13 protein-coding genes are annotated in these 13,826 nt (G+C 66.5%); 6 read left to right on the top strand and 7 right to left on the bottom strand.

All coding sequences use genetic code 11. From position 1 onward, the window contains the following. Positions 1-77 precede the first annotated feature (77 nt). Both H1226_RS06760 and H1226_RS06765 read left to right on the top strand, forming a co-directional pair. Complete coding sequence (locus tag H1226_RS06760) at positions 78-3,590, top strand: DEAD/DEAH box helicase family protein (RefSeq protein ID WP_258349360.1); 3,513 nt, start codon at positions 78-80, stop codon at positions 3,588-3,590. Continuing rightward, the gene (locus H1226_RS06765; protein WP_258347907.1) at positions 3,587-5,020 is read left to right on the top strand and encodes a restriction endonuclease subunit S; all 1,434 of its coding nucleotides are present in this window, start codon (positions 3,587-3,589) and stop codon (positions 5,018-5,020) included. The genes H1226_RS06760 and H1226_RS06765 overlap by 4 nt, the downstream gene beginning before the upstream one ends. A gap of 25 nt (positions 5,021-5,045) precedes the next feature. Here the strand turns inward: H1226_RS06765 and H1226_RS06770 are convergent, their stop codons facing one another. The 7 genes from H1226_RS06770 to H1226_RS06800 all read right to left on the bottom strand — a co-directional run bounded on the left by H1226_RS06770 (position 5,046) and on the right by H1226_RS06800 (position 8,889). Next, a complete protein-coding gene (locus tag H1226_RS06770) occupies positions 5,046-5,480 on the bottom strand; it encodes a hypothetical protein (RefSeq protein ID WP_258347908.1) in 435 nt (144 codons plus the stop codon). Positions 5,481-5,659: 179 nt separating this feature from the next. Continuing rightward, positions 5,660-6,193, bottom strand: coding sequence for a hypothetical protein (locus tag H1226_RS06775; protein ID WP_258347909.1), 534 nt, complete (start codon positions 6,191-6,193; stop codon positions 5,660-5,662). A 191-nt stretch (positions 6,194-6,384) separates the two neighbouring features. Beyond that, positions 6,385-6,699, bottom strand: a complete 315-nt coding sequence (locus H1226_RS06780) for a CobD/CbiB family protein (RefSeq protein WP_258347911.1) — start codon at positions 6,697-6,699, stop codon at positions 6,385-6,387. 39 nt (positions 6,700-6,738) lie between these two features. Further along, a complete protein-coding gene (locus H1226_RS06785) occupies positions 6,739-7,275 on the bottom strand; it encodes a hypothetical protein (protein ID WP_258347914.1) in 537 nt (178 codons plus the stop codon). A 273-nt stretch (positions 7,276-7,548) separates the two neighbouring features. Continuing rightward, a complete protein-coding gene (locus tag H1226_RS06790) occupies positions 7,549-7,662 on the bottom strand; it encodes a DUF397 domain-containing protein (protein WP_258347916.1) in 114 nt (37 codons plus the stop codon). Between the two features lie 162 nt (positions 7,663-7,824). After that, a complete protein-coding gene (locus H1226_RS06795; RefSeq protein WP_258347918.1) occupies positions 7,825-8,013 on the bottom strand; it encodes a DUF397 domain-containing protein in 189 nt (62 codons plus the stop codon). Between the two features lie 18 nt (positions 8,014-8,031). Further along, the gene (locus tag H1226_RS06800; protein WP_258347920.1) at positions 8,032-8,889 is read right to left on the bottom strand and encodes a helix-turn-helix domain-containing protein; all 858 of its coding nucleotides are present in this window, start codon (positions 8,887-8,889) and stop codon (positions 8,032-8,034) included. A gap of 140 nt (positions 8,890-9,029) precedes the next feature. Here H1226_RS06800 and H1226_RS06805 point away from each other — a divergent pair, with 140 nt between their 5' ends. The 4 genes from H1226_RS06805 (at position 9,030) to H1226_RS06820 (ending at position 13,728) form a co-directional block, all read left to right on the top strand. Continuing rightward, complete coding sequence (locus H1226_RS06805; RefSeq protein WP_258347923.1) at positions 9,030-9,551, top strand: hypothetical protein; 522 nt, start codon at positions 9,030-9,032, stop codon at positions 9,549-9,551. Further along, on the top strand, positions 9,548-9,769 hold the full coding sequence (locus tag H1226_RS06810; protein ID WP_258347924.1) for a hypothetical protein: 222 nt from the start codon (positions 9,548-9,550) through the stop codon (positions 9,767-9,769). The genes H1226_RS06805 and H1226_RS06810 overlap by 4 nt, the downstream gene beginning before the upstream one ends. A 275-nt stretch (positions 9,770-10,044) precedes the next feature. Continuing rightward, entirely contained in the window at positions 10,045-11,595 is a 1,551-nt protein-coding gene (locus H1226_RS06815) for a class I SAM-dependent DNA methyltransferase (RefSeq protein ID WP_258347926.1), read from the top strand. Positions 11,596-11,637: 42 nt separating this feature from the next. After that, positions 11,638-13,728, top strand: a complete 2,091-nt coding sequence (locus H1226_RS06820; protein WP_258347927.1) for an AIPR family protein — start codon at positions 11,638-11,640, stop codon at positions 13,726-13,728. Positions 13,729-13,826: the final 98 nt, after the last annotated feature.

Raw genomic sequence — 13,826 nt, forward strand, 5'->3', positions numbered from 1 at the left:
GGAGGGCGTCCATGGGTTCTGGCGGCGGGGACGAACTGGAGCGGTTCGCACGGCGGTCACCGAACTTCGCGGTCTTGGTGGAACATGACGTGCTGATCGCCTGGTTGGGCGCCAGTGCCGAGTCCTATGCGCTCACTGATCCTGGCGCGGCGATGTTCAAGGCTCGCCAGTTCGGTGAGGCGATGGCGAAGTGGCTGGTGAAGAAGTCCGGTACCCGGTTCAGCGGAGATCACCAGAACGATCGGTTGCGCGCACTCGGGGAAGCGGGAGTCGTCGAGGGCAAGGTCGCCGAGGCGTTCCACGAGGTCCGTAAAGCGGGCAATGTCGCAGTGCACGAGTTCTACGCGGATCGCCAGCAGGCGCTGCGCGCGGTGGAACGCTGCTTCCAGCTGGGTTATTGGCTGCATCGTGGCGTGACGGGTGATCGGGCGGTGCGGTCGTTCGTGCCGCCGTCGCAGCTGCGCGGCCCGGATCCGGTGTCGGAGGAGGAGCGGCGTGCGCGGGACGAGCTGCAGGACGCGCTGGAGCAGCACCGCGCGAAGTTGTTCGAGACGCGCAGCGATCTGGAGTCGGCGCAGGTCGCGCGGGAGCGGGTCGAGGCCGAGCTGGAACGGGTCGCCAGGCAGGCGCGGGAGAGCGATGAGCTCGCCAAGCACCAGTCGGACCTGATCGAGCGCATGATCGCGGAGCGCGATGCGGCGAAGCCGGAGAAGGTCACCGCGTCGGAGCGGGAGAACTTCGTCCGTCGGATGCGCGGCGCCGCGAAGCCCCCGTTGGCGGAGCGGGAGGTCCGGACCCGGCTGGAGACGGAGCTGGAGTTGGCCGGCTGGGCGGTGCAGGAGCGCAACGTGCTTGATCTGCACTCGTACCAGGGTGTGGCGGTCCGCGAGGTGCACATGGGGCGCGGCTACGCCGATTACCTGTTGTACGTCGACCGCAAGCCGGTCGGTGTGATCGAGACGAAGAGCGAGGGCAACGATCTGACCGCGGCCCAGGCACAGGCGGCGAACTACGCGCACGGACTGACAGAGTCTCAGCAGTCGAACGCGTGGCGGACTCCGCTGCCGTTCCAGTACGTCACCGACGGGAACGAGGTGCGGTTCTACAACGACCTGGACCCTGATCCGCGGACGCGCCGGATCTTCGCGGTCCACCAGCCGGGGACGCTGGCGCGGTGGATGAAGGATGCGGACGAGGATCCGGCGGCCCCGACGGTGCGGGCGAAGTTGGCTCGGTTGCCGCAGTCCTCGCTGGCGGGTCAGTCGTTGCGCACGGCGCAGCGCCGCGCGATCGAGGGCCTGGAGCGGTCGCTGGCGGAGAACCGGCAGCGGGCGCTGATCCAGATGGCGACGGGTGCGGGCAAGACGTACATGGCGGCCGCCAGTACCTACCGCTGGTTGCGGCACGCGGGGGCGCGCAGGGTCTTGTTCCTGGTGGATCGCAACAATCTCGGTGATCAGGCGGCCGGGGAGTTCCGCAATTTCCGGGTTCCGGACGGTGGCCGGAAGTTCGACGAGCTCTACAACACGGAGAAGCTGGCCGGCGATGTGGTGCCGGATTCGTTGAACGTCACGGTGTGCACGATCCAGCGGCTGTGGCTGGCGTTGACGGGGAAGCAGAACCCGTCCGGGGACGACGAGGAGGCCGAGGATCGCGTCGAGGAGGTGACCGGTGACGCCCCGGTCGAGGTCGGCTACAGCTCGGCGATCCCACCGGAGACGTTCGACTTCATCGTCGTCGACGAGTGCCACCGGTCGATCTACGGCAAGTGGCGCGCGGTGCTGGAGTACTTCGACGCGTTCCTGGTGGGGTTGACGGCGACTCCGCTGCCGATGACGTTCGGGTTCTTCGATCAGAATCTGGTCAGCGAGTACAGCTACGACGAGTCGGTCGCGGACGGCGTGAACGTGCAGTTCGAGGTGTACCGGATCGGGACTCGGATCGAGCAGGACGGTTCGACGATCGACAAGGGCACGGTGGTGCCGGTGCGGAACACGAAGACGCGCCGGGATCGCTTGGAGGACTTGGACGACGACTACGTCTACAGCGGTAAGCAGGAGGGCCGCCAGACGATCTCGAAGTCGCGGCTGCGGGAGGTGCTCAAGGAGTTCCGGCAGAAGTTGTGGTCGGACATCTTCCCGGAGGCGCGTGGTCGGCGACTCGTGCCCAAAACGTTGATCTTCGCGAAGACCGATGAACACGCCGAGGAGATCGTGGAAGCGGTCAAGGATGTCTTCGGCAAGGGCGATTCGTTCGTCCAGAAGATCACGGCGAAGGCGAAGCAGCCGAAGCTGCGGTTGAAGAACTTCCAGACCGATCCGGAGCTGCGGATCGCGGTGACGGTGGACATGATCGCGACCGGGACGGACGTGAAGTCGCTGGAGGTCGTGTTCTTCCTGCGGGAACCCAAGACCTGGTACCTGTTCGAGCAGATGAAGGGCCGTGGCGCGCGCACGATCGGCGAGGACGATCTGCGCCAGGTCACTCCGGACGCGACCGCGAAAACGCACTTCGTGATCGTGGACGCGGTGGGGGTGACCGACAGCCCGCGGATCGAGACGCGGCCGTTGCAGCAGTTCACCGAGCGCCAGATCAGCCTGGAGAAGTTGCTGCGCAAGACCGGCGCGGGCGAGTTGACGACGGACGAGTTCAGCACTCTGGCGGGCCGGGTGGCTGCGCTGCACGCGCAGCTCACCGACGAGGAGCGGGGCGAAGTCTCCGAGCTGTCCGGTGAACCGATCGGCGAGGTCGTCTCGACGCTGGTCCGGGCCGCCGGTGCCGACCAGCGCAGCGAGGCCTTTCACGCCGCGGGCAAGGCGGCCGTGGCGGGGCTGGAGAAGGATTCGCCCGAGTACGAGGAGAAGTACGAGAACGCCGGGAACCAGGCCGTTCAGGACATGACCGAGGCCGCGTTGCGGCCGTTGGCGAGTAACCCGGAGCTGCGGAACCGGCTGCTGGAGTTGCGTCGCGCGCACGACCTGGTCATCGACGAGGTCAGCCGGGACGAGGTGACGATCAGCCGCGGATTGACCGCGGAGGAACGGGCGCGGGAGAAGGTGAGCTCGTTCCGCCAGTACATGCGGGAGCACCAGGCGGAGATCGCGCCGTTGCAGCTCGCGTTCCAAGAACGGCGCGATCTGGGCCAGGTGTACGGGGCGTTGCAGCGGTTGGCGAAGCGGCTGGCCCGGCCACCGCACCAGTGGACGCCGCAGACCCTGCTGGACGCCTACGACGAACTCGGCAAGGTCGGTTCGCGGCGGACGGCGGAGGCCGGGGTACCGGAGCTGGTCGGTATCCTTCGGCACGAACTGGGCTTGGACGACGAGGTCCGGCCGTACGCCGAGTTGGTGCGGGAACGCTACGAAGGCTGGCTGCTGCGCCAAGAACAGCAGGGAGCCGTGTTCAGCGCCGACCAGCAGTGGTGGCTGAACACGATTCGCGACGTCGTCTGCCGCAACATCACCATCGAGGCGGCGGACCTGCGCCAGGACCCGTTCACCGAACGCGGCGGAACCCAGGGCTTCCAACGCGACTTCGGGCCGAAGGCCGCTGACATCCTCGAAGAGCTGAACCAGGAGCTGAGCGCGTGAGCGATCTACCGGACGGGTGGGAATGGACGACGCTGGGGGAGATCGCGGAAGTGCGTCTCGGTCGGCAACGTTCGCCGAAGAACCACGCGGGTGCTCACATGCGGCCTTACATCCGGGCGGCGAACGTCGGATGGGACGGCTTGAAGCTCGATGACGTGAAGCAGATGAACTTCACCGACGAGGAGGTGGAGACCTATCGGATGCGTCCCGGCGACATCGTGTTGAGCGAGGCGTCCGGTAGTGCCGGCGAGGTTGGGAAGCCTGCTATCTGGAATGGTGAAATAAAGGACTGCTGCTTCCAGAACACCTTGATCCGTGTTCGCCCCTTTGCTGCTGATTCGATGTTCTTATTCTGGTTACTCAGGGCGGAGGCTCTTCGCGGGGCGTTCGTCGAGCATTCCAGAGGGGTCGGCATTCACCACATCGGAGCGTCACGCCTGGCGAACTGGCCGATCCCACTGCCGCCGCTGGCGGAGCAGCGCCGCATCGTCGCCGCCCTCGAAGGTCACCTGTCCAGGTTGGATGCGGGATCTCGTCTACTTGTTGAAGTGCGTGAGCGCTGTCGGTCGTTGATCAAGCAGGTATTGGCCTCGGCGATTCCTGATCCCGTGCCCACTTCGTGGGAATGTGTCCCGATTGGCGAGGCGGGTTCTGTCGAACTGGGTAGGCAGCGCCATCCTGACTGGCATCACGGTGACCACATGCGTTCGTACTTGCGGGTGGCCAACGTGTTCGAGGACCGTATCGACACTGGCGATGTGATGCAGATGGATTTTCCGCCGGATGTTTTCGAGCGGTTCCGTCTTGATGTTGGGGATATTCTACTGAACGAAGGGCAATCCCCCGAACTGCTCGGTCGTCCTGCGATGTACCGAGGTGTTCCAGAGTCGGTGGCGTTCACGAACAGTCTGCTCCGGTTCAAGTGTCACCCCGGTGTTGACCCTGAATGGGCTCTTCTGGTTTTTCGTCGGCACATGCACGCGCGGCGGTATCTCCGTGATATGCGGATTACGACGAATATTGCGCATCTCTCGGCCGGTCGTTTTAAGAAGATCGAGTTTCCGTTGCCTCCGATCGAGGAGCAGCAGCGTATCGTCGCGGAAGTGCATGACCAGTTGCGTTCGGTCGACCGGTTTACGGACTCACTCGGTGACGCCACTCGACGCGCAGGGCAACTGCGGCGCGGTGTCCTCCGGAAAGCCTTCGCCGGGCGGTTGGTGGAGCAGGACGCTGGGGATGAAGCTGCGTCGGTGCTGCTGGAGCGGATTCGAGTCGAGCGGGAGAGTACGCCGAAGGCGCGGCGGGGGCGGAAACCTCGGGCAGCCAAGGGGAAGTCCGCGGACGGTGCCGTGGCGACGATCGACCCGGCACGACCGCTGCCGGAGACGGTGGGCAAGGGCACGCAGGACACGCTCGATCTGGGGCTGTGACGCCCCTCGGGCTCGGGTGCCGCGGTCAGCGCAACTTGAGTACGTCGAGCGCACGGGTGGTGGCGGCGCCGGGGCCTCGGTGCACGGAGTGCGCGATGCCGTTGTAGACGAGGTCCCACAGCGCGCGTGTGCGCTGGATCCGGTGCAGTGGAGCGCGGGCGGAGCCGCCGTATCCGTCGGTCAGCACGAGCCACGGCTCGGAGTCTTCGGCGCTGGTCTCGATGTCGATCCGCACCAGTTCGTAGAGCCGGACGTAGGTGGTGCGGCTGCTCGCGAACCAGTCGGCTCCGGCCGAATACCCCTCGCTGCGGCCATGGAGGTAGAACGGGACGCCAGCGGCGGCGGCGATCGCCCACAACCACCAGGTCCGCGCCCACTCGAATCCCCAGTCGAGCCAGCAGTAGTGGAATATGCCGAGCCCGCTCACGAACAGGCCGGCTTTGAGCAGGGCGGGGTCCATGCCGTGGCACCACTCCAAGATCGGCCCTTCGCCCGGCGGTGCGGGCGGGAAGCGCGCGAAGGTTCGTCGAGTGCGTCCTTCGCTGCGCCAAGTCATGACCACCGGCGCCCGTGGTGGGCGTGGCAGTCCGGTGATCGGGTCGGGTTTCCGAGCGGGCGAGTGCGGCCGGGCGTGTTCGGTCATCGGAGCTCGAGCTTGTCGAGCGCGAGCTCGTTCGCGGTGGCGGTGCCGCTGTTCACCGAGTGGACGATGCCGTTGTAGACGAGGTCCCAGAGGGCGCGGTTCTGCTGCACCTCACGCAGCTTGGCTCCGGTGAAGCCGCCGTTTCGGTCGGTGAGTTCGAGGACCCACGCGTCCACGCCGGCGGGGTTCGTGACGGTGACCTTCGTCAGCTCGTAGAGCTGCACATGACGTCTGCGGCTCGTCGCGAACCAGTCGGACCCGGCCGAGAGGCCCCCACTACGGCTGTAGAGGTAGAAGATCGGGATGGGGGCGAGGACGAATGCCCACAGTCCCCAGGTGGTGGTCCAGTCGAATCCCCAGTCCTTCAACGACAGGAATGCGGCGATCAGGGAGGCGACGAAGATCCCGGACTTGATGCCGTTCGAGTTCGACTCCTGGAACCATTCGAGGACCGGGCCTGCACCGGGTGGGGCGGATGGGAAGCGCGCCCGTGCCGGGTCTCGTTCTCCAGGTTGTTCCGGGCTGATCACCACGGGTGCGCGAGGTGGCCGAGGACTCCCGGTCGTCGCGTCCGGTCGAGGTGCTGCTTGGGGCACTGCTGGTTTCCTTCCTGGGACGGGAGTAAGGGGGACGTCCGCGACGGGGATGCTCTTGCCGAGCTTGGTCGATCGTTCGCGTGGCTGGTGTTCCAGCCGGCCTGGTTCTGTTGCATACCACGTGGTCAGCCGATCGCGTAGGTGATCAGCGAGACGGCGAGCATGATTCCGGTCAGCCCGAGCAGGATCCAGAGCATCCGGCGGAGCCGGCTGGCGATGGCGATCGAAACCAGGAGCAAGCCCGCCAACCACGGCACGATCCACACTGCGAAGAACATGCCGATGATCTGTTGGTTCGTCGCGCCGGGCCGGATCCGTCGGCGCTGAACCCGGTAAGCGACGCGCCCGAGCAGGGAAACCAGCCGACAAGGCTGACGGTCATGAAAGACCACCGACGACGAGGCCCGTGATTCGCAGTGGTGTGACGGTGACGTGGTCATCGGCTTGATGGGCGGGCGAGTGTGGCCGGGCGTGTTCGGTCATCGGAGCTGGAGCTTGTCGAGCGCGAGCTGGTTCGCGGTGGCTGAACCATCGTGCACCGAGTGCACGATGCCGTTGTAGACGAGATCCCAGAGGGCGCGGTTGCGCTGGAGCTGACGCAGGGGTGCGCCGACACATCTGTCGTCGGCGTCGGTCAGCTCGATGCCGATGGATTGGCCACCGGCTTGGTATTCAACCTTGATCTTGGTGAGTTCGTACAGCTTGACGTGTGCTTTCCGACTGGTGGCGAACCATTCGGCACCGGCCGAGAACCCCTCGCTCCTGCCGATGAAGTACGCGGCGATGGGCGGCCAGATCGCGAACGCCCAAAGCCACCAGGTGCTCATCCAGGAGAATCCCCAGTCCAGGATGCACAGGAAGACGACGATGGAGGCCCCGAGAACGACCCCGCCGACGGTGTGATCGGCGTCTTCGGCTTGGTACCACTCCAACAGCGGCCCTTCGCCCTCCGGTGCGGGTGGGAACTCGGCCTTGTCCGCATGGGTTTTTCCCGCCGTCTTCCACGTCGTGATCACAGGGGCGCGTGGTGGCCGTGGCTCACCTGACATCGTGTCGGGCATCGGGGCTGCCTTCGGCACGTCGCGTCCGCCTTCGTGGTGATGTGTTCGGCAGGCAGGAACCCCGGTGCCTGCTGCTGATCCTCATCGTCGGACGGCCCCGCTTCCGGGACTGCCGGAGCTTCGTAGCGCGGGAAACCGCTCAACGCCCGAACGGAGCAGTCGCGGAGCGGGGAAGCGGGCCGTCCCGCCGTGTGGGTGGTGGGACGGCCCGCGGGTCTTCCGGGGTGATCAGGCCTTGAGGGTGCTGAGGAAGGCCGACCAGGTGGTGCTGGGGAAGATCAGGGTTCCGCCGTCGCGGTCCTTGGTGTCGCGGACCCCGGTGTTGCCGGGGGCTAATGCCACTTCAACACATTCGTTCTGCGAATTGCTATAGCGCTCTTGAACCAGGTGGCATTGATGAGGTTTCGCTCGGTCATGCCTGCCTCTCGTTCAACGGGAGCTCGACGTGTCGGGCTTGCGGGCCGTCCGTCCTTCCGGGGGCGAGCGGCCCGCGTCGCCCGGAGGTCAGTCCTTCAGCGTGCTGAGGAAGGCCGACCAGGTGGTGCTGGTGAAGCTGAGCGTTCCGCCGTCGCGGTCCTTGGTGTCGCGGACCCCGGCGCCGCCCGGGACTAAGGCGACCTCAACGCATTCGTCCTGCGTGGGGCTGTAGCTGCTCTTGAACCAGGTGGCACCGGTGAGGTCTCGCTCGGTCATGCTGGGACTCCTCGTTCACTACGAGTACTGCTGTCCCACCGATCGTATGAGATCTTGCGACTCCCTCGGGCCGAGAGCGGCGGCTTGGAGACGGCTCCACAGCCGGTCGTACTGCGCGACCGCATCCTTGGCGTCGAGGTATCGGGCATCGTCGAAGCACTCGACGTAGACGAACTCCAGGGACGACGAGATCCCTGATGCGGGAATCTGGAGCATGGTGAAGTCGTACGAGATTCCGCCCGTCTGCGTCGCTGCGTTGAACGGCATGATCTGGATGTCCACGTCCTCGCGCTGTGCAGCCTTGTCCAGGTGATCGAGCTGCTCGCACATGACCGAGTCGTCGCCGACCTTCCTGTGGAGACACGACTCGGACAAGATGAATCGCATGGTCGGCGAGGCGGCACGATCCAACACCTGCTGGCGTTCTTGCCGAGATTCGATCAGCGCATCCACGCCTCCGTCGTCGGCCCGCACTGAGGCGGTGTGCAACGCCCGGATGTAGCCCTCGGTCTGGAGCAAGCCCGGCACGATCTCCGTCTTGGTCTGCCGAATGCTCTCCGCGTCTGTCTCCAGGTCGACGTACATCCGGAACCATTCCGGGAACACCGCCCGGTATCCGGTCCAGCGGCCGCGGGTGCTGCGGGTGCGGGCGAGCTCGAACATCCACTGCATGTCGGCGGGATCCACGCCGTAGAACTCCAGCAGCAGCTTGAGATCGCCCTTGGTGATGCCGCCTTGGCCGAGTTCCAGCCGGGAGATCTTGCTGTGTGCGCAGTCGAGTTCCTTCGCGGCTTCGTGCTGCTCGAAACCGGCCTTCTGCCGTGCGTGGCGCAGCTCGTTGCCGAGCTGGAGCCGCCGCACCGTCGGTGTCGCCATCCCGCCTCCGTCGTGATCTTCACTGGCCGGATCAGTCTCCCGCGATCAGCAATCACAGCGGAACTACACGATCAGGCGACTAGCTAATCCGCATTTGCGGAAATAGTTTTGCGTCGACAGTGATCGACAAGGGGGTTCGGATGTCCTCGACGCAAGGCCAGCTGGTGCTGGTGCTGATGGGCGCCACGGCCGCGGCGCCGTGGGCGGCGCTCGCGCTCGACTCGCGCACCGTCCGCGCGAAGCTCGCCCGCCGCAAGGCCCGGCGCACCCTGCGCGCCGCCGGATTCCGGGCGGTGCCGGGAAGAACCGCGTCGATCACCGAACTCGCGATGTGGCGCGGAACGGTTCGACCGAGCTCGGCGGGCGGCGGGGGTGCGGCCATCGGCGGAGGCACGGTCGTCCGGGAGCCGGCCATCGGCCGAAGCACGGCCGTCCAGGAATCGGCCGCCGGCGGGGAAGTGGCCGTCCGGTGGGGTCCGGCCATCCAGCGGCGCTCGGCGATCGGTCGCGCCGGCGCGGTCACGCCGCTCTTCTCGTCCACAGTGGACGACTCAGGTGCGGGAGCCCGCACCGCACCGGTCCTCGCCTCGGCCGACGAGGTCTTCGTCAGCGTCGGCGCCGTCGTCGCGCTCCCCGACGAGCCACCGGGACTCGCCGCGTGAGCCACGAACACCAGCCGCAACGCCACTTCTGGCTGCCCGTCCCGGATTCCGGCGACCTCGTGCGGCACGCGTTCCGCGGCAGGCGCTGGGAGAACCAGCCCGCCGACGACTCGGTGTGCGGGCGGCGGCTCGCGATGGCCCAGCCCTGCGAACTCGACTGGTGCCGCGCGCCCACCTGCCCCGACTGCAACGACACCCTGAAGAACGAGCGGCCCTGACCGCTCCCGCGAAACTCCCGGGGCGAGGTTCCCCTCTCCGACCCCTCGTCCCGGGAAGCCCGGCCGGTGCGGCGACTCCCCGACACCCACCGGCCGGGCACCCCCGCCAGGTGCACGGCTCGTCCGACCGAGCAGGCCGGGCGGACGAGCCGTGCACTGCGAGGAACACCGGGGCGGTGGCCACTCCGCGTGATCGGTGCGCCATACTGGGCGGCTGCCCGCCAGGACAGCATCCGCGGAAACCGCGCGATCCCGAGCCGCACCGAGGAGAACCGGTGAGCACTCCCCGCACCGACGTCGAGACCCGCCGCCTGGTCGACAAGCTCTGGAGCTACTGCAACGTCCTGCGCGACGAGGGAATCTCCACCATCGACTACGTCGAGCAGCTCACCTTCCTGCTCTTCCTCAAGATCGCGCACGAGATGGAGAGCGACGGGCTCGACCCGCAGCGCATCCTCCCGGCGTCTTGGCAAGGCCGCGGCTGGACGGAACTCGACGGCACCACCGGGCCCGAACTGCAGAACCGCTACGAGACGCTGCTGCGCGACCTCGGCAACCAGCCGAAGGACACCCCGCTGAACCTCATCTTCGGCAAAGCGCAGAACAAGGTGCAGAACCCGGCCATCCTCTCGAAGCTGATCAACGACCTGATCGGGACCCAGAACTGGTCCGGGAACGGCGACGTCAACGGCGACGCCTACGAACAGCTCCTCGCCCGCGGCGCCGAGGACACCAAGACCGGTGCCGGCCAGTACTTCACCCCGCGGCCGCTGATCGACACCATCGTGCGCTGCATGAAACCCACCCCGCAGGACACCATCACCGACCCGGCCTGCGGCACCGGCGGCTTCCTGCTCTCCGCCGCCGCGCACATCCGCGACGAGGAGAACCGGAAAGACCCCAGCGAACGCATGGACCGGGACGAGCGGCTCAAGCTCATGCAGCGCAACATCTGGGGCACCGAGATCGTGCACGGCACCGCTCGGCTGGCCGCGATGAACCTGCTGCTGCACGGCATCGGCAGCTGGGACGGCGAACAGGTCGTGCACGTCGGTGATGCGCTCGCCGAAGGCGGGAAGAACGCGAGCCTGGTGCTGGCGAACCCGCCGTTCGGCAAGAAGTCCTCCATCGCCGTCGTCGGCGAGGACGGCAAAGCCGCTCGGGAAGACATCTCTTACAACCGCAACGACTTCTGGGTCACCACCACGAACAAGCAGCTCAACTTCGTCCAACACATCGCCTGCCAGCTCGCCATGCCCGGCCGGGCCGCCGTCATCGTCCCCGACAACGTGCTGTTCGAAGGCGGCGCGGGGGAGACCGTGCGCAGGCGCCTGCTCAAGCAGTACGACGTGCACACCCTGCTGCGGCTGCCCACCGGGATCTTCTACGCGGGCGGGGTCAAGGCCAACGTGCTGTTCTTCGACCTGCGCCAGAACCTCGACCCCGAGCAGCCGCTGACCAGCAAGCTCGCCGTCTACGACTTCCGCACCAACCAGCACTTCACGCTCAAGACCAAAGCCCTGCGCCACGACCACCTCGACGACTTCGCGCAGTGGTACACCTCCCACGCCGACCCGGAACAGCGCACCGCGAACGACCGCGTCCAGCTCTTCACCTACGACGAGCTGCTCGCCCGGGACAAGGTCAACCTCGACCTGTCCGGCTGGGTCAAGGACGACGCCGCCGAAGACGCCGATTCGCTGCTGCCCCCGGCGGTCATCGCCGCCGAAATCGTCGAGGACCTCCAAGCGGCGCTGACGGAGTTCGCGGCCGTCGCCGAAGCTCTGGGAGAACCTTCCGCGACGGCCGACGGGCTGGGAGACTGATCGTTCGGTCTGCTGATCTGCAGTTGAGGGGGCATTCAACAGATGACCGTGCCGATCCCGATCGCCCGGATCAAGGCTTTCCTGCACGAAGAATTCGGCTCCGCGGTCGACATGCACGACCTGGACAAGCGACCGGAACACGAACGCACCCAGTCGTTCACCTCCCGCGCACTCGCCGCTCTCGCCGTACGGCACCTCGCCGGGTTCGATCGTGACCAAGCCGCCGAAACGGTGATCGACGGCTGCGACGACTACGGCATCGACGCGGTGGCCGTCGACGACGAGAACAAGCACCTCTGGCTCGTCCAGGCCAAGTGGAGCGACAAGGGCAAGGCGGGGATCGACGAGGGCGCGGCGCACAAGCTGCTCCGCGGGCTGCGGCTGATCCTCAACAACGAACTCGACCTCTTCAACGACCGATTCCAAGTGTTCGCCGACGACGTGCGAGAGGTGGTCGGTGCTTACTCGGGGAAGATCACCCTTGTGCTCGCCGCGGCCGGCGACGCACCGCTCTCCCCGTCGGTGCAGAAGATCTTCGACGATCAGTGCGACGAGCTGAACCTCGGGCAGAAGATCGTGGACTACATCAGGCTGGGCGCCGGCGAGTTCCACGACATCGTTCGGCGCGGAGTGGCCGCACCCGAAGTCGACATCGACGTGCTGATGGAACGGGGCTCGCACCTCGAGGACCCGTACCGCGCCTGGTACGGGTCGGTGCCGGCCGAAGTGGTGGCGTCCTGGTACGAGGAACACCGGGAACAGCTCTTCTCGAAGAACATCCGGCACTCCCTCGGCGTCACCAAGATCAACCAATCCTTGGTCTCGACGTTGCTCGCCGCCCCGGAGAAGTTCTGGTACTTCAACAACGGGATCACCGTGCTGTGCGCGACGATGGAACGCAGCAGCCGCTTCCGCGGAATGCAGGGCGGCCCGGTGGACATCCGCGCGCTCGACGCGAGCGTCGTCAACGGGGCGCAGACCGTGGCGAGCGTGTTCGCGGCAGTGCAGGAATCGCCGGAACGGGCGGCTGAGGCCAGAGTGCTCGTCCGCCTGATCTCGCTGGAGAACTGCGAACCGGGATTCGCGGCGGAGATCACCCGCGCGACGAACACGCAGAACCGCGTCGTGGAACAGGACTTCATCGCGCTCAAGGAAGAGCAGGACCGGCTGGAGGGCGACTTCCTGCTCGACCTGCGGAAGAAATACGTGGTCAAGCGGGGTGCCGAAGCTCCGGTGCCGGAGAACGGCTGCTCGGTCGGGGAGGCCGCGTTAGCGCTGGCCTGCGCGCACCCGGATCCGCGCTACGCCATGCGGGCCAAACGGGACCTGGAACTGCTGTGGGAGGAAGCGAGCTACTCGGCCCTGTTCCCCGCGAACATCCAGGCGCTGAAGGTCTGGCGGGCGGTGCTCGTGCACCGGGCGGTCATCGCCGAGATCGCGGCGGGATCGAACAAGCGGGAAGGGCGGGCCGAGCTGCTCGCCAGTCACGGCGACCTGATCATCTCGCACCTCGTGTCCCGGCGGTTAGGAACTGCTGCGCTCAGCGGTTCTGACGCGGAGTTCGAGGCTGAGTCCAGGAAGATCCCCGGATTGGTCGCTGACGTCTTCGCGCTGCTCATGCGTCAGGTCGATGAGGTCACCGGGCGGAGATCCGCCATTTCGGGCGTCTTCAAGGACGATCAGCTGTGCCGAGACGTGGTCAAAGCCGTCATGAACGACCTCGATTCCGGCAAGCAGATCCCGGCCCTGCTGGACGAGTACCTGCCCGTGACCCGGCGGCCGGGGAGGCGCAACGCCAACGCGGTCATGCTCATCATCGACTCGATGGCATTGGGAGACGGGACGCCATTGCATTTCGAAGCCGTGACCGGGCCGGAACGCGTCAACCTGGCCGAATGGATCCGCGAAGACCCGCGCCGGTCGCGTGCGACCTGGGTGAACCACCGGTCCAAGCCACTGCTCTGGGAAGCCGACGGTGGCCAATACTCGCCCAGCGGCCTGGTCAAGCACATGCTCGACCAAGTGCCGGGCAAGAAGGTGAAAGCCGTGCAAGGGACGACGCGGTGGAAGGTGCCCGGACAGGGCACCTTGAAGGACATCGCGGACAAGGTGCAGCTCGACCAAGCCGAATGATCCCAGCCGATGCCGAGCCGAATCGGCGTCTCAGCTTGAGGCGCCGGCCTCGCCCGTCGAGAGCGGCTGCTCTCGGCGGGTGAGGTTCGGCAACGCCT

It is taken from the genome of Saccharopolyspora gregorii (assembly GCF_024734405.1).
In the GTDB taxonomy this organism is placed as follows: Bacteria; Actinomycetota; Actinomycetes; order Mycobacteriales; family Pseudonocardiaceae; genus Saccharopolyspora_C; species Saccharopolyspora_C gregorii.

What these genes read in the sequence shown, in the direction of transcription:
- H1226_RS06800 (WP_258347920.1), bottom strand. Translation starts at nt 8,889, where the DNA reads ATGGCGACACCGACGGTGCGGCGGCTCCAGCTCGGCAACGAGCTGCGC.
- H1226_RS06780 (WP_258347911.1), bottom strand. Translation starts at nt 6,699, where the DNA reads ATGACCACGTCACCGTCACACCACTGCGAATCACGGGCCTCGTCGTCG.
- H1226_RS06770 (WP_258347908.1), bottom strand. Translation starts at nt 5,480, where the DNA reads ATGGACCCCGCCCTGCTCAAAGCCGGCCTGTTCGTGAGCGGGCTCGGC.
- H1226_RS06805 (WP_258347923.1), top strand. Translation starts at nt 9,030, where the DNA reads ATGTCCTCGACGCAAGGCCAGCTGGTGCTGGTGCTGATGGGCGCCACG.
- H1226_RS06795 (WP_258347918.1), bottom strand. Translation starts at nt 8,013, where the DNA reads ATGACCGAGCGAGACCTCACCGGTGCCACCTGGTTCAAGAGCAGCTAC.
- H1226_RS06820 (WP_258347927.1), top strand. Translation starts at nt 11,638, where the DNA reads ATGACCGTGCCGATCCCGATCGCCCGGATCAAGGCTTTCCTGCACGAA.